The organism is Labrenzia sp. PHM005 (genome assembly GCF_006517275.1).
Classification (GTDB): Bacteria; Pseudomonadota; Alphaproteobacteria; order Rhizobiales; family Stappiaceae; genus Roseibium.
Window position 1 is genome coordinate 3649203 of sequence record NZ_CP041191.1, and the last position, 16110, is coordinate 3665312.

Sequence of the window (16110 nt, forward strand, 5' to 3'; positions counted from 1 at the left end):
AGACCATTGCGTCCGCTCCGCGGACTAATGTGCAGAGTACAGCGAACGTCTGCTGTCCGCCCATTCCGCCATTGCCCTGACATACCTCAATGCCCCAAGTGAGATTGGTTTCGAGCCGCATCAGCGCAAAAAAACACAGCCAGGGTGATCACCCGTCTTGCAGCACTTTTTGCACCCGCGTGCGGGCGGCTTCTTCGGCCTCGAGCTGTGCAAGCTCGGTTTCGAGGCGCATGAAAAACGGCAGGTAGTCGTCGCCCCATTTCTGGACCAGCAGGGCCGTGGTTTTTAGGGAGAGGTCATTTCGAAGCACCATCAATTGCTTTCAAGCAATTTTATGAAGCCAGAACCTTAGATGCGCAAAACCTGATGTTTCGGGAGTTTTGGAAACGGGAGAGGGTCTGGAACCACCTATACGCGGAGTATGGTCCCGCTGCTCCTGAAAACTCAAAACCGCGTAATCCCACATATTCCCGGATAATCCCGGCTAAAACTCTCTGGTGCCGATTAATTGCGGCCAGTGCCAATTAATTCTGACAAGTACATAATAATCTGATGCAGTTGTCAGAATTGAATGGCATTGGAAGCTATACTTCTGGCCGCAGTTAACTGGCCTCAGTCTGCCAAGTTTACTTTGGTTTCCATAAATCGTGTTTCTGAACCGGTTCCAAATTTGCCAAGAGGCACAATCAGCGTCACACAGGAGCTTCAGCACCAGCAGGCTACTCGTCCCGTGCATCGTTCTGTGAGAGAATACGAACTCCACCATCGTGAGATCGCTGAAGTTCGAGATGTCTTCATTCGCACAATCGGGAGGACTTGATGAGCGAAGCATTGATAGAGCGGGAAGTGGGTGCCTTTCGGTTTGTTGATATCTCGGCGAGCCGTGAAGTCAGAAAAGCTATGGATGTTGCCAAGGAAGTCTCGCAATACCCGGTGCTCATCAGTTCCAAGCCGGGCATGGGCAAATCCACTGCCTTGCGGCACCATGCTTGGAACCTGAACGCCCTTTATTGAGAGGTCCGGCGTGCAGACAAGACTGGGAAGTGCATGCTGACTGTGATCTTCATCGAAGTACTTAAGGATCCGTCAAAGACCACAGCTCTTGCAGGTGTTTTGAGGTGTTGTTTTTGGACGTAGTGTAGAAAATGATTGAAAGTGGGATACTACCGTAGTTCGAACTGAGATTTATCATTTTGCCGCTTTCCAGCTCCCGATGAACCATGCTCATGGGAAGCCAGGAAACGCCGAGACCACTTGATACAAGTTCTTTGATCCCGGCGGAAAATGCTGTGACATAAACCGGATTCTGAGCGCTGTTGGCCGTCCCGAACTGGCTGCCGTTCTGGTTTAGAAGCTCACCGAAATGACTGTTTTCAGGATAGGCAACTGCGGGCGTATCTTCCGGCAAACATCCATCCGCCAACACGGTGTATCGCAGCCTTCCGCCAATGACAGGTATCAGACGGTCTTTGCCCCATTCATTGCGTTGAACAGTAATGTCAAAGGGCAAAGGTGCCGAATTTTCTGCTTCGTAACACAACAGCACCGAAGCCTCACCGCGCAAAAACATCGATATACAGTCTGTCCGGTTGCCGGCCTTCAGGCGGAAATTTACCTGCGGAGCCTTCTCCCGGGTTAAGGCAGCAATGTCAGGGAAAGCGGAAAACAGCAGCGAATGTTGTGTCGTAATTGTTACCTGCACGCGTTCTGGAGAATAGGTCCGGACACGATTTCGAAGTTCCCCAGCCCTTTTGACGATGGATTTTATTTCCTCTTCGTTGTCCAGAAGCGCCGGGTGGATTTCAACGCTGTTGGCTTTTCTCTCCAACAAAGGTGTCCCTAGCCAATCTTCAAAGGATCTTATGCGCCGGGAAAAGGCGGGCTGCGTAATGTTCCGCCGGGCCGCTGCCCGCGTAAGGTTCTGTTCCTCTAGGAGAACAAGAACATCCTCAAACCAGCGTAAGTCCATTCAATCCTCAATTAGGCATACATTTTGTATGGGTAGGCAGTCGTTTATGCATTTTATTTCTCTCAAATAGCAACTCATCATAAGAAAAAATTTGCCTGGAGGAATGTTTCCGTGAGTTTGCCGAATAACATCGAAGTCGCTTCAGGGCGGGAAACACCCGCAGCGGATGTGCGCTTGTGCAAAGAATTGTCCATTATATTGTCAAAGTTTCCACGCATTCGTTTCGGGCACTTGCCGACGCCATTGGAGCCGCTTGACCGGCTCAGTGAACAGCTTGGTGGACCGCGCATATGGGTTAAGAGAGATGATTGCACCGGCCTGTCCTCCGGCGGCAACAAAACGCGCAAACTTGAGTATCTGATGGCTGATGCCCTCGCAAACGGGGCCGACACGGTCATCACGCAAGGCGCAACACAGTCCAATCACGCTCGGCAAACAGCCGCAGCGGCTGCCAAGCTCGGCCTCAAGTGTCACATTCTGCTGGAAGACAGAACCGGTTCTAACGACCGGCAATACAATTCCAACGGCAATGTGTTGCTGGATCTTTTACACGGAGCTGCCGTAGATAAGCGCCCGGGCGGTGCGGATATGAACGCTGAGATGGACGCCCTCGCCGAAACTCTCCGCAAGAACGGTGCCACACCATACATTATTCCAGGTGGGGGCTCGAATGCCATCGGTGCTCTTGGTTATGTCAATTGCGCCCGCGAACTGAGCGAACAGGCTGGCGAAATTGGCTTGAAAATCGACTGTCTTATTCATGCGACTGGAAGCTCAGGTACTCAAGCAGGGTTGGTGGCCGGATTAGCCGCCATCAAGAGCGACATTGATCTCCTAGGTATTGGCGTCCGTGCTCAGCAAGAAAAACAAGAGCAGATGGTCTTCGATCTTGCCGAAAAAACAGCGGAATTGCTGGGCACCGGCTTGCTGATTGATCGTTCTTCAGTGAAAGCCAATTGCAATTATGTGGGGCCGGGATATGGCCTGCCGACAGACGGTATGTGCGAAGCGCTTAAGCTGCTGGCCAGAACGGAAGGATTGCTCTTCGACCCGGTTTACTCCGGTAAGGGCCTCGACGGCATGATCGATTTGATCCGTAAAGGTGCATTTTCCGAACAGAAAAACATTGTCTTCCTGCACACCGGCGGCAGCGCGGCTCTGTTTGGTTATCCGGATCTTTTCGGCTTTTGAGTGGTAATTCGACGACCAAGTAACGAGCGGCAGCGCAACCAAAAAAACCGACTAAGAGCACAGCCGCCAGCCTGGCAACACAACCGAGCTGAAGTTCTAACACCACCCAGGGTAACGAGAACAACTGCTAATCAGGACCCGTTCATCTACCAGAAATCGTTCTGAAATTCGGGAGAACCCAAAAACATAAGCCGGAAAACCGGCATGACCTACCAGAGGAGTTAAGAATGAAACTGAACTTGAAATGCCTATTTGCGGCAACAGCGATGAGCGTTCTGGCGCTGCCAGCCAACGCTGCGGAAGAAGTTAAAATCGGTGTGCCATCTTGGACCGGCGCACAGGCGATAGCCCATCTTTTGGCAGCCGTTGTCGAAATGCGTATTGGCGGAAAAGCGGAGCTTGTTCCGGGCAACAACGCCACCATTTTTCAGGCCATGGACCAGGGCAAAGGCGACATTGATGTCCATCCTGATGTGTGGCTCCCAAACCAGCAAAGCTTTACCAAGAAATATGTTGATGGCGCAGGCACAGTGACCCTTTCGTCCAATCCTTATGAAGGCAACCAGGGCTTCTGCGTCTCCAAGAATTTTGGCGAGGCCAACAACATCACCGATATTGCTGACCTCGGACGGCCAGATGTGGCGGCAAAGATGGACAGTGACGGTAACGGCAAAGGCGAGATGTGGATCGGGGCTCCGGGGTGGGCATCGGCCAACGTCAATGAAGTTAAGGTTCGCGACTACGGCCTGATGGATTTCATCGAGCCAATCCGCGCTGAAGAAAGCGTTAAGACTGCCCGGGTGAAAGACAGTATCGCCAAGGGCGAAGGCTACGCATTCTATTGCTACAAGCCACATGCGATCTGGTACATGTTTGACGTCAAGATGCTGACGGAACCAACCTTTGATCCAGAGAAATACATCATGGTTCAGCCGTCTGACGATGCGGATTGGTTTGAAAAATCCTCAGTTGCAACCAAGGACGCGCTCAAGGAAGTTCAGATAGCCTGGTCCAACTCTTTGCCAGAGCGGTCACCGGCAATTGCGGAATTCTTCTCCAATTTTTCTCTGACAGCGGATGATGTCAGCGGATTTGCCTTCGAAATCAGCGGAAATGGACGTGATCCGTCTGAGGTTGCCCGTGAATGGGTTGAGGCGAATTCGGATCGGGTCGACTCCTGGCTGGGCCTCTAAAGACCAAATACCTATCAGCATAGAGTGGCATCAGCATGGCTGGTGCCGCATCAATTCTAAGCCGGCCGGCGGTTGGTAATCTCGGGGTGTCACACAATGAATGATGACGAGGTCATTGAACTTTCCAACATTTGGAAAATATTCGGGACTGACCCGGACGCTGCCTTAAAGGCTGTTCGAGAGGACGGTCTTTCGAAAGCTGAAGTTCTGGAAAAGTATAACGCTGTGGTGGGGGTCGCAGATGTCAGCCTGTCCATCAACCGCGGAGAAATCTTCTGCATCATGGGGCTTTCGGGCAGCGGAAAGTCGACATTGGTGCGCCATTTCAACCGTCTTCTCGAGCCCACCTTTGGCCGGATTTCCATTGAAGGAACCGATGTCATGGCTCTTGGCCGCCACGAATTGCAGTCCTTCAGAAACCAGAAGATCGGCATGGTGTTTCAAAACTTTGCGTTGATGCCGCACCGGTCTGTTCTAGACAATGTGGCCATGCCTCTGGAAATTCGGGAAGTCCCGAAAAATGAGCGTATGCGCCAGGCTGCGGCCTATCTGGACATCGTGGAGCTTGGTGCTTGGGGATCAAAATACGCCCATGAATTATCCGGCGGTATGCAACAACGAGTTGGTCTGGCCCGCGCCCTGGCAGCCGATCCAGACGTTCTGCTGATGGACGAGCCTTTCAGCGCTCTAGACCCGCTAATCAGGCGGCAATTGCAAGATGAGTTCATTCGTCTCAGCAAGATCTTGAAGAAGACAACGGTCTTCATCACACATGATCTGGATGAAGCTGTCCGGATTGGTGATCGCATTGCCATCATGCGGGATGGCCGGATTGTCCAGGTTGGAACGGCTGAAGACATCGTCATGCATCCGGCAGACGATTATGTTGCAGATTTTGTTGCCGGCATCTCGCGGCTGAAAGTCGTCCGCGCTCATGCCGTCATGCAGCCGCTTGGCGAGTATACCGCCAGTAACGGACCGCTGTCCGTCAATGCCCCGCGTGTTGATGAAAGCGAAACCCTCAGCAACCTCATCAATATGGCAATCAATACCGATGATGCCATCATCGTTGAAGATGCCGGTACTGAAGTCGGAGTGATAACGCGTCCGAATATTCTGAGAACGGTCATCGAAGGCACTGAGGTATCATGATGGATCAGGTCAACATGTCACTTTCAGACGCTGAAGTAGAAGCCGCGCAAGCCTATTCCGACGAACGCAAAAAGAACATCAAAGCCTTCGTCCGCACGAACCCAGGCTATTACATCTCCAACTTCGATCACATCGGCGCCAGCTCTCGATTCACTGCGACCTTCAACATGATGGCTGGTCTTTTTGGTCCCATCTGGTTCGGAGCGAGAGGGCTATGGTCATGGGCCCTACCTTTCCTGATCATTGAGACCTTCGCGATCGTCCAGATTGCCCGCGGTTTGTTTGGAGATCTGGCAGCCGATGCGATGGCACGGATTGCCTCCATAGAAGGAACTTTGGACCTTCGACGCCAACAGCTGGCCGCCGCAGTTGAAAGCGGTTCCGATAAAGCCGACGTCTACCGGCGTACTGTGGAGTCGCTAGAGGCCAATATCGGCGGCATCCAGCTGGAAGCCCAGGCTTTAGCCGACCAGGGCATATGGATCGCACTGTCTGGTCTTGCCGTCCTTGTGCTGGCAAAGATAATCCAGGCTGTGACGGCCAATTGGGCTCTGGAACATCGCTTCACCGAGTGGCTTTCCGACAAAACCATCCGGTCCGGAATGCCGGTGTCCCAAATTGTTTTCAGTGCCGTTTTCATGGTTTTGATCGTACTTGCTTCTTTGCTGCACTACAGTTTTCCTGGCCGTTTTTCTTTGCTGACAGCCTTTCCGACTGATCCCGAGTTCCGGCTTTTCAGTATTGATGCAGTTGAAGCCTTCTTTGCGTATTGTGTTGCCAACGGGGAAGCTCTTTTTGATGCCATAACCTACGGTATCCGGCTTTTGCTCGATGCCCTAGAGCTGGTCTTCGTTAGCACCCCGTGGATCGTGGTTGCCAGCTTGATCATCTTACTGACCTGGCTCACAGCTGGCGTGCGCACGGCAGTCTGGTCTGGAGCGTTTTTGGCCTACATGGGACTGCTTGGTTTCTGGGACAAAGCCATGACAACATTGGCGCTTCTGGGCACGGCTGCTTGTCTATCGATTGTCATCGGCATCCCGCTCGGAATGTTCGCTGCAAGACGCCCACGCTTTTATGCGGTCATTCAGCCTATCATGGATTTCATGCAAACCATGCCGGCCTTTGTCTTCATGATCCCGGTTATTGCCTTCTTCGGCACCGGCAAGCCCGCAGCGGTGGTCACGACCATGATCTTCGGCGGCACACCGGTTGTTCGCCTGACGGTTCTGGGTTTGCGCGGTGTTCCGGAAAGCGTGCGTGAGGCAGCAATCGCCTTTGGCGCGAACAAATGGTACCTGTTGACTAAGGTCGATTTGCCGCTGGCCAGTCCCTCCATTCGGGCCGGCATCAACCAGACAATCATGCTCTCGCTTGCAATGGTCGTGGTTGCGTCCTTGATTGGAGCCAAGGGCCTTGGCGAAGACGTTCTGGAAGCCCTTCAGTATGCCAATGTTGGGCAGGGGATTCTCGCAGGATTTTCCATCCTGTTTTGCGCTATGATCCTGGACCGGATTGTTCAGGGCGGCCGCAGATGATCCCATTGGTACTGGTGCACGGTTTCATGGGAGGCAGCGGGCAATGGGAATTGCAATCACCGCTTGCTGCCACTGCGCCGCTGATCCCAGTGGATCTTCCAGGTTTTGGTAACAATGCAGATCTTACTCCGATCAATTCGATCGGCGGGTTTGCGGATTGGGTCCTTAAGTACCTTACTGGGCAAGGCATTGAGGATTTCCACCTGCTCGGTCATTCCATGGGCGGTATGATTGTTCAGGAAATGGTCAAACGTGCGCCGGAACGTGTCAACCGGCTGGTGCTTTACGGCACCGGCCCCCTTGGGGTCATGCCCGGCCGGTTTGAGCCTATAGAAACCTCCATGAAGCGGGCAGTTGAAGATGGTCCGCAAGCCACGGCAAAGCGGATCTCAGCCACTTGGTTTTTAGACTGTGAAAGTGCGAGGGAATATCCGGCCTGTTCCGCGATCGCCGAACAGAGCAGCCTTGAAGCGATCCTAGCCGGGCTGGAGGCTATGCGGGATTGGTCAGGACGGGACGCCCTTGATGCGATCCGAGCGGAAACGCTGATCTTGTGGGGGGACAAGGACCGGGCCTACCTTTGGCCACAAGTGGAAACCCTTTGGTCATCCATCCCCAATAGCCATCTGGCTGTTGTGCCGGGTTGTTCCCACGCTGTGCACATGGAAGAACCTGGGTTGTTTAACCAGTTTGTGGCTCGGTTTTTAGATACTCGCTGAAGCGACTTTATGAATAGATGCCATGCCTTCGATGCTTATTCGGATAACGGTTCAAACTGCAGCGTAAGTCTGCTCCCCGCCCTTTGGAACCATGGCCAATTCTTCCAACATCGGCACTTTCGGCCCCAAGCTGTCATTTTAACCAGATGTGGCGGAGGTCTCGATGGCGTCCCATTTGCAAATTCGTCGGGGTGCAATTAGCGGCGGCTTTTCATGCTCTCGTTAAAAACGCAGTTCGGATAGCTTCTTTCACGGCATCAACAGCATGCGCAAAAGAACTGCTTTTTCAAAAAAAATTAATGCCAACAATTTGCTTGCCGATGCTCGTCCCATATAAATTGCCCTTGATTTGCGCATTTGATCAAAATATCATGGCGCATAATATGCAAGTTCCGGCAATAGTTTGGGCTGATTAGTCCTGGTTTTCCGGTGATTGACAAATGATTGGTGGGGTGCCCCCGGAAAAGCTGGGGCATCTGCAGGGATCGGATCTGAAGAGATGGTGACGCCAGGCGAGCGCAAAACATTGGCCGAGGGTGCCCCTGACGGGACGCCTGTTCTCCGCCTTGCTGGTTCTCGCGTCACCCTGGCAGATCGTGTTTACTTACAAATCCGAAATGCGTTGATGTCTGGCCAGTTCATGCCTGGGCAAACGCTGACGATAGACCTTCTGTCGAAACAGTTCGGTGTCAGCCATATGCCTGTCCGCGAAGCGTTGCGGCGGCTGAGCGCAGTGGAGGCGCTGGAAGTAGCGCAAAATGGCTCCGCGCGGGTGCCTTTGGTCTCTATCGAACGGCTAAGCGATATCTGCACCAACCGTTTGCACATCGAGAGCCATGCAGCGGCTTTGGCAGCTGGCAAAATCGACACGGCCTCGCTTTCAAGACTGACTGCCATTGCCGAGGCACATGAAGAGTGCCGCCAGAACAACGAAGTTTATCGGATGCTTGAGCTCAATCAGCAGCTGCATTTCGAAATTTACGCTTTGGCCGGATCACCGATCATGATGCAGATCATCGAGAACTTGTGGTTACGTCATGGGCCTTACATGCGGTTGTTGACAGACGATCTGGTGAAGCAGGTCGGGCCGAACTCCAATCTGGAAGTCGGGCCGGGACACAAGATGTTGATGACCGCGCTGAAAGCCGGGGATGAGAGTGCCGCAGCTGCTGCACTCAAAACCGACATTTTGGGTCCGTACGAAATGCTTCAGGAGCTCTGTCGTGAATATATAGAGGCAGAGCAGAGATGACTATTGAGGTGGTAATAATCAGCATAAGCGCAGATGCATAACAAGAAAAACCAAAGTGAAATACCGGAAGAAAGTGGCTATCAATCAATAACAGCAGCGGCGGGAGCAAATGGCTGAAGAGATCAGGGCAGAAGTGAAATTGTCGAGCACAGATTTGCGTGCGGATCTACCGTTTATGACTCAGCGTCTGGGTCTAGATCTTGATACGATCTATCCTGCCGATAATCCGCAGGTCGCAGTTCTGTCCGGTCACGGTGTCCGCCTCAGGATACAGGAAGATGCTTCCGGGCCCTCCGGTGAAATTGGGCTGATGGCCAGCAATCCGGATGCGATTGCTGATGGTGTACGCGACCTCGTATCGCCGGGCGGCATCAAGGTCTGGATTGACGAACTCAATCCCCCGCTTGTGCTGCCCCAAACCGAACACGCTTTTGTCGTGCGGCGGTTGGCAGACCAAGCGCCTTGGGTCATTGGCCGAGCTGGTATGGAATATCGTGACCTGGTGCCGTCTCGCCTGGGCGGTGCGATGATTGCCTCTCATATAAGGGTTCCCGATGGCCCGGTGCCGGATATGGTTCATTTCCATAAGGTCGGGTTTCAGCTCATTTTCTGTATCCGGGGCTGGGTAGACGTTCTTTATGAAGATCAAGGCGATGTTCGCCGTTTGCATGCCGGAGACTGTTTTATCCAGCCACCGGAAATCCGGCATAGGGTTCTTCATGCTGCGGACGGGATTGAAGTTGTCGAGATTGGGGTTCCTGCCGAACATGTCACCGAAATCGACCACCTAATGAAATTGCCTACGCCGAACTTTCGGCCGGACCGGGAATGGAACGGGCAAAGATTTGTACATAGTGTTGCCAAGGAAGGTGTGTTCGCGCCGTTCCGAATTCCAGGTTTTGAAGCACGCGACACAACGATCAACGAAAACACTAAAGGCGTCGCTTCTGTTCTGGTGGCCCGGCCAGTTGGCGGGGATCCTAAATGGACCCGGCACAATGGCGACATCGTCTTTAATTTTGTCATGTCCGGCAGCATGGTTTTGGAGGGTGAGGGCAAAGATCCGTTCCAACTGTCACCGGGCGACGCATTTGTCGTTCCTCCGAATATGGCAACAAGATACCGCGACATGACAGAAGACTTGCAGCTGATGGAGGTCAGTTTGCCAGGCACTTTCAAAACGGAAATTGAGGGAATTGATTATTGAACGGAGACTTTGGGTTTTTGCTTCTGAGGAGGGGACAATAACCTGAAAACTAGATGCGCAGAGAAAAACAATACCGCGCATTTTAATGAGCATTTGCCGGTTGAACGCAGCAAGTCGCGCGCAAAACTGGATGGGTGTTGACCAAAAAGGGAGGAATGAAATGAGCAAATCAACAAGCTTGTTGGCTGCGGTGGCGCTGGTCGTAACCGGAGGCGTTGCCTTAGCTGATGACACAAAAGTCGGTATCTTGATGGATATCACAGGGCCGATCGCAAGTTTCATTCCGCCATTGCAAAATGCGGCCAATCTGGCCGTCAATCAGGCGAACGAGCAAGGCGGATTGCTTGATGGCAAAGCCATTGCCGTATTTGGTGATACCACCGGGTCAGCACAAGGCGCTGTCGATGCCGCGGGCAAGCTGGTCAATATTGAGAATGTTCCGATCATCATGGGGTCGCTTATGTCCGGCACGACGATCGCAGCAGCTGAAGCGGTCGCAATTCCAGCCGGGGTTGTGCAGATTTCGCCAACGGCAACATCGCCAGCGATTACCGACATTGAGGACAATGACCTGATGTACCGGATCGTTCCATCCGACAATTATCAGGGGGAAGTACTTGCCAAAATGGTGCTGGAAGCCGGCAACAAGGAAGTTGCCGTCACCTATGTGAACAATGATTATGGTGTTGGCATCGGACAGACGTTCATTGAAGCTTATAAGGCTGCAGGCGGCAAGATAACGTCCGCTGTCAAACATGAAGAAAAGAAAGACTCCTATCGCTCCGAGCTGGCAACACTTTCGCAAGCTGGTGGCAGTGCGTTGGTCGTCATTGCCTATGCGGGCGATTCAGGCGGCAAGATTGTCAAACAATCGATTGAGGGCGGCTTGTTCACCAACTTCATCGGTACAGATGGTTTGCGCGATGAAGCGTTGATCAACGATATCGGCGCTGAAGCATTGGCAACATCGTTTTTTTCATCGCCAACATCGCCGGCTGACAATCCGAACCAGGGCACGTTGCATGAGTTGTACAACGCCGCTTATGGCGAAGGTGCGGACAAGGCGTTTGTCGATCAGACCTATGATGCAACATTCCTGACATTGCTGGCGATTCAGAAGGCCGGATCAACTGATCGCGCAGCCATGGCGGCAGCCCTTCGTTCGGTCGCTTCGGCCCCAGGTGAAAAGGTCGGGCCTGGTGAATGGGCAAAGGCCCGGAAGTTGTTGATGGACGGTAAGGACATTGATTACGACGGCGCTGGCGGGTCGTATGACTTCGACAAGAACGGCGATGTGTCCGGATACATCGGCAAATTCGTTGTTGACGGAAATTCCTACAAACAAACCGAAGTGATGCAATAACTCACGACGGGTTTGACGATATGCATCACCCGGCTCCCGGGTGGTGCAAGCGGGTAGGGGGGACAATGATCCGTGTCGAACATGCCACCGTCAGCTTTGGCGGGCTAAAGGCAGTCAACAATCTGAGTTTTGATATCGAAGATGGTCAGATTACCGGTCTAATCGGCCCCAATGGGGCCGGCAAGACAACCATGTTCAATGCCATTGCCGGTCATGTGCCACTGAGCACCGGCAGGATATTTCTGCAAGACACCGATATCACAGCGCTGGCACCCCATGCCCGATCAAAACTTGGTTTGGCGCGCACGTTTCAATTGCCGCATGAATTCGCTCGTTTGACGGTTTTGGAAAATTTCATGGTTTCAGCGGCAATGCCCATCGGCGAAAACGTCTTCAACGTTGTGTTTAGGCGGGGGCGGTTTCGCGGCGAAGAGCGTGCGGCCTATCATGAGGCTCGCGAGATGATTGAGCTGCTGGAAATAGACCATGTTGCCGACGAGTTGGCAGGCAATCTTTCCGGGGGCCAAAAGAAATTGCTCGAGCTTGGCCGGGCATTGATGACCAAACCCTCCATCATTTTGCTTGATGAAATTGGTGCGGGTATCAACCGCACGCTTCTCGCCAAATTGTCGGAAAAGATCCTTTATCTGAACCGGGCAAAGGGATTGACCTTCTGCCTCATCGAACATGACCTCGATTACGTGTCCAAACTCTGTAACTCCGTTGTCGTCATGGCGCAGGGAGAATTGTTGATGTGCGGTACAGTCGACGAAGTGCGGCAAGATGAGCGTGTGATCGAAGCCTACTTTGGCGGCGGTAAATATGAGGCGACGGCATGACCTCTGTGCTCAATGTCTCGGGCATTACAGCTGGATATGGCGGCGCCTCCATAATCGAAGAGATCAATCTTGATTTGGCTCAACACGAAATTGCAGTTGTCATTGGCCCGAATGGAGCTGGAAAATCGACGCTGCTCAAGACGATATTTGCTCTGACAAAGATCAGCGATGGTTCCATTCGTTTCATGGGCAAGGACATTACCGGTGTTAAGACCAACGACCTGGTACCGCTTGGCATTTCCGCAGTTCCCCAGAACCGGAATGTGTTTCCAACGCTTACGATCGAAGAAAACCTTGATATTGGCACATATGCGTCACCGCCTAATGACAAAAAAGCGATACGTGACAAAGTTTTGGGGCTGTTTCCTGATCTAGTAGATAAGTTACACCAACCTGCGGGTGAGCTCTCAGGTGGACAACGGCAGATGGCTGCTATGGGGCGCGCATTGATGAGTGAACCTTCATTGCTGTTGCTCGATGAGCCGACAGCTGGGTTGTCACCAGCTTACCTGGAAAAGATCTTTGATCTGTTGCTTGATATTCGCAAAAACGGTGTCACCATTTTAATGGTTGAACAAAATGCGAAACAGGCACTGCGAATTGCCGACATGGGGCATGTGTTGGTGAATGGTCGCAATTTTGTGTCCGACACAGGCGCAGCCCTATTGGCAGATGAGAGCGTACGCCGCTCCTTTTTGGGGGGGATGGACTCATCAACGATATAGTCTTTTTCATAAACCTGTATCTGGTGCCTGGGCTGACCATTGGGTCGATTTATGCCTTGGGCGCAGTCGGAATCTCCATGATATTCGGTATTTTGAGGTTCGCTCATTTTGCCCATGGCGATCTGATGACCATCGGAGGCTACGGCGTTTTGACGGCAGTCTGGTTTATCCCGTTGCATCCTTTGTTGTTGCTGCCATTTGGCATTGCGCTGTCCATAGTTGCTGCGCTGGCCGTTGACCGGTTTTTTTATCGGCCATTGCGCCAGTTGCCGACCATTTACACGGTGATATCCTCATTCGGTGTTGCGCTGATTTTCCGCTCTTTGGCTCAACTGTTCTGGAGTTCAGGCAATCAGGTTTTCATACCCGGTGTACGCCCGCCTTTAGTGCTGTTTGATACGTTCCGAATTTCCGTTCTCCATGCCCAAGTGATCGTCCTGACCATCTTGATTGCCTTCGCGTTGCATTTGTTTCTCAGCCGCTCTCGAATGGGCCGGTCGATGCGGGCTGTCGCGGATGAGCCGGAGCTGGCGGAAGTTGCTGGTCTTGATACCGAGCGTGTGGTCCGCTGGACATGGATCATAGGCGCGTCACTGGCGGCAACAGCAGGTGTTTTTGCCGGAATGGACACCAGTATGCACCCTAATCTCGGTTGGAACTTGTTGCTGCCAATGTTTGCCGCTGCGATCTTGGGCGGTATTGGCAGACCTATGGGCGCCATTGCAGGTGGCTTGATCATCGGTCTTGCTGAGGAATTGGTGACCTATCCCTGGATAGGGACAGATCCCTTTATTTCTCCCTCGTATAAAACCGCCATTGCCTTCTTCTTCATGGTTGGTCTGCTGATCTTCCGTCCGCAAGGGCTGTTCAAGGGGAGGCTGCTCTGATGGAACTGACCGGGCTGTTCTTCTATGTCGTAAGCTTGCTGATTGCCGGTGGTATCTATGCGATCCTGTGTCTGGCGCTGAATATTCAGTGGGGCATGGGCGGTTTGTTCAACGCCGGAATTGCGGGTTTCTTCGCGGTGGGCGCATACAGTTCGGCCATCGTGACTGCGGCCTCCACTCACAAACATCTTGGCGGATTCGAATTGCCGATCCCGTTCGGCCTAGCAGCGGCCGCAATAATCGCCGGACTGGCAGGGTGGGCAGTGGCTCGGATCTGCGTTCGGTTGAAGAGCGATTATCTTGCAATGGCGTCGATTGGTATTGCAGAGATTCTGCGTCTTGTGATCGTCAACGAAGATTGGCTGACAAATGGCAGTCTCGGGATTTCGAGGATCCCACGCCCCTTTGGTGATTTGGTGCAAGGACGGGCCGGCGACTTTGTCTTCTTGTGTGTGGTTTGGAGCATCGTTGCGATCGTCTACGTGATCGCGCAACGTCTTTATCAAAGCCCTTGGGGCCGTGTTCTGCGCGCAATCCGTGACAACGAATATTCCGCAAAGGCCGTAGGCAAGGATGTCGAGAAATTCCGCCAACAGACCTTCATCATTGGTGCCGCGATTATGGGTGTCGCCGGGGCTTTGTCTGCGCATTATTTCAAGTTTTTGTCCCCAACTGCGACCGAGCCACTGCTGGTAACCTTCCTTGTCTGGGTCATGTTGATGGCCGGCGGATCAGGAAACAATCGCGGGGCGATCCTCGGCGCTATTGTCATCTGGTTCATCTGGTCAGCAACGGAAATCCTAACCAGCAGTTTGCCACCGGAATGGATCACCCGTTCGTCCTACATTCGGATGTTGCTTGTCGGTCTGTTGCTGCAATTCGTATTGCAGCGGTTCCGTGCGGGGTTGCTGCCGGAGAAACCTCCAAAGATCCACTATGACTAAAAAAGGCCGACACATGAGTGTTGCGACGAGAAACTCTATCCCAGAGGCTTATTTCCTCTACCATTCCATCGGAATGTATCCGGGCAAGGAAGACGATCTCGTAGCGGCCATGGGCGAATATGCACGGGTCTGGTCGGCGACCAATGATCAGCAGTGGGGCTATGTGCTGCGAAAACGTCAGGATTTCATTGATCACTGGCGCCAAATCATCAATGCGCCGAAAGGCTCTCTGACGACTTGTGACAGCGTGACCCAAGGGGTGCATTCCATCGTGACCGGCATGCAGCCAAGCCGGTTGAAGGGTAGGAAAGTGCTGGTCGCGGCAGATTGCTTTCCGTCGGTACACTTCCTGCTGTCCGGACTGGCGCAACGTTTTGATTACACACTTGTCACTGTTCCCAAACGGGTGGGCGAAACCTGGGTTGCTGATGAGGATTTCATCAATGCCTGGGACAGGGATGTTGCGCTGGCCCTGGTTACGTGGGTGACCTCAACCGGGTCGTTCCGATGTAATCTGGAAGCTGTCGTGGCTCATGGCCGCGAGATGGGCAGCTTGATTGGAGTGGATATTACTCAGGCAGCGGGATTGATCCCATTTGACGTCATGGCACCTAAAATCGACTTCGCAGTGTCCACCAGCCTTAAATGGATGTGCGGGACGTCGGGTGCCGGCATGATCTACATGGACAAGGATCTGATCCCTGATTTCGAGCCTGAGGTTCGTGGTTGGTTTTCTCAAAATAATCCATTTTCCTGGGATCTGGACCGGTTTTCATTCGCGCCCGACATGCGTCGCTTTGACAGCGGAACACCTGCCTCTGTTCCGGCCATCGCGTCTCTTCCGGCGCTGAAATGGCACGCAAAACAAGACAGGGCAGAGATGGTTCGCCACAATCGCGAACTAATCGACATGATCATTGGTCACGCTGACAATCTGAGCCTGCCGCTGCAAAGCCCCCGCGATGCAAGCAACCGCGGCGGTTCAATCATGCTGCAGATGCCAAACAAGGCCGAAGCTGGAGCTGTCGTCGGCGCTCTTGGTGTTGAAGGCATTTCTGTCGACTTTCGCGATCAATTGATGCGCCTGTCACCCGGAGTTCTGACGGAAGCAGATTCTGTTGAGAAAACCTT

15 protein-coding genes and 1 pseudogene are annotated in these 16110 nt (G+C 52.9%); 14 read left to right on the forward strand and 2 right to left on the reverse strand.

Annotation, left to right across the window (positions count from 1 at the left end):
• Positions 1–148: 148 nt before the first annotated feature.
• Complete coding sequence (locus FJ695_RS28035; RefSeq protein ID WP_168206395.1) at positions 149–313, reverse strand: hypothetical protein; 165 nt, start codon at positions 311–313, stop codon at positions 149–151.
• Between the two features lie 506 nt (positions 314–819).
• Between FJ695_RS28035 and FJ695_RS16515 the strand changes: the two genes are divergently transcribed.
• Entirely contained in the window at positions 820–1014 is a 195-nt protein-coding gene (locus FJ695_RS16515; RefSeq protein ID WP_141186470.1) for a hypothetical protein, read from the forward strand.
• 61 nt (positions 1015–1075) lie between these two features.
• On the opposite strand, the gene FJ695_RS16520 is transcribed toward FJ695_RS16515, so the two are convergent.
• Positions 1076–1969: a LysR family transcriptional regulator gene (locus FJ695_RS16520; RefSeq protein WP_141186471.1), complete on the reverse strand. Its 894-nt coding sequence runs from the start codon at positions 1967–1969 to the stop codon at positions 1076–1078.
• 111 nt (positions 1970–2080) lie between these two features.
• On the opposite strand from FJ695_RS16520, the gene FJ695_RS16525 reads away from it, so the two are divergent.
• The 13 genes and pseudogenes from FJ695_RS16525 to FJ695_RS16585 all read left to right on the forward strand — a co-directional run.
• Complete coding sequence (locus FJ695_RS16525) at positions 2081–3160, forward strand: D-cysteine desulfhydrase (protein WP_141186472.1); 1080 nt, start codon at positions 2081–2083, stop codon at positions 3158–3160.
• 227 nt (positions 3161–3387) lie between these two features.
• Positions 3388–4353 (forward strand): glycine betaine ABC transporter substrate-binding protein, encoded by a 966-nt coding sequence (locus FJ695_RS16530; RefSeq protein ID WP_141186473.1) that lies wholly within the window; start codon positions 3388–3390, stop codon positions 4351–4353.
• Positions 4354–4449: 96 nt separating this feature from the next.
• Positions 4450–5505, forward strand: a complete 1056-nt coding sequence (locus tag FJ695_RS16535; protein ID WP_141186474.1) for a glycine betaine/L-proline ABC transporter ATP-binding protein — start codon at positions 4450–4452, stop codon at positions 5503–5505.
• Positions 5502–7043, forward strand: coding sequence for a proline/glycine betaine ABC transporter permease (locus FJ695_RS16540; RefSeq protein ID WP_209010686.1), 1542 nt, complete (start codon positions 5502–5504; stop codon positions 7041–7043). The genes FJ695_RS16535 and FJ695_RS16540 overlap by 4 nt, the downstream gene beginning before the upstream one ends.
• Positions 7040–7762: an alpha/beta fold hydrolase gene (locus FJ695_RS16545; protein ID WP_141186475.1), complete on the forward strand. Its 723-nt coding sequence runs from the start codon at positions 7040–7042 to the stop codon at positions 7760–7762. Before FJ695_RS16540 ends, FJ695_RS16545 begins: the two co-directional genes overlap by 4 nt.
• Positions 7763–8195: 433 nt before the next feature.
• Positions 8196–9014: a GntR family transcriptional regulator gene (locus FJ695_RS16550; RefSeq protein WP_141186476.1), complete on the forward strand. Its 819-nt coding sequence runs from the start codon at positions 8196–8198 to the stop codon at positions 9012–9014.
• Between the two features lie 109 nt (positions 9015–9123).
• A complete protein-coding gene (locus FJ695_RS16555; protein ID WP_141186477.1) occupies positions 9124–10221 on the forward strand; it encodes a cupin domain-containing protein in 1098 nt (365 codons plus the stop codon).
• Positions 10222–10381: 160 nt separating this feature from the next.
• The gene (locus FJ695_RS16560) at positions 10382–11584 is read left to right on the forward strand and encodes an ABC transporter substrate-binding protein (RefSeq protein ID WP_168206396.1); all 1203 of its coding nucleotides are present in this window, start codon (positions 10382–10384) and stop codon (positions 11582–11584) included.
• Between the two features lie 65 nt (positions 11585–11649).
• Positions 11650–12423 carry an ABC transporter ATP-binding protein gene (locus FJ695_RS16565; RefSeq protein ID WP_141186479.1) on the forward strand — a complete coding sequence of 258 codons (774 nt, stop codon included), beginning with the start codon at positions 11650–11652 and terminating at the stop codon, positions 12421–12423.
• A complete protein-coding gene (locus FJ695_RS16570) occupies positions 12420–13148 on the forward strand; it encodes an ABC transporter ATP-binding protein (protein ID WP_141186480.1) in 729 nt (242 codons plus the stop codon). The genes FJ695_RS16565 and FJ695_RS16570 overlap by 4 nt, the downstream gene beginning before the upstream one ends.
• Before the next feature lie 23 nt (positions 13149–13171).
• Positions 13172–14035 carry a branched-chain amino acid ABC transporter permease gene (locus FJ695_RS16575; protein WP_256370127.1) on the forward strand — a complete coding sequence of 288 codons (864 nt, stop codon included), beginning with the start codon at positions 13172–13174 and terminating at the stop codon, positions 14033–14035.
• Positions 14035–14979, forward strand: coding sequence for a branched-chain amino acid ABC transporter permease (locus FJ695_RS16580; protein ID WP_141186482.1), 945 nt, complete (start codon positions 14035–14037; stop codon positions 14977–14979). The genes FJ695_RS16575 and FJ695_RS16580 overlap by 1 nt, the downstream gene beginning before the upstream one ends.
• Positions 14980–15088: 109 nt before the next feature.
• Positions 15089–16027, forward strand: a pseudogene (locus FJ695_RS16585) (aminotransferase class V-fold PLP-dependent enzyme); the annotation flags it as partial.
• Positions 16028–16110 lie beyond the last annotated feature (83 nt).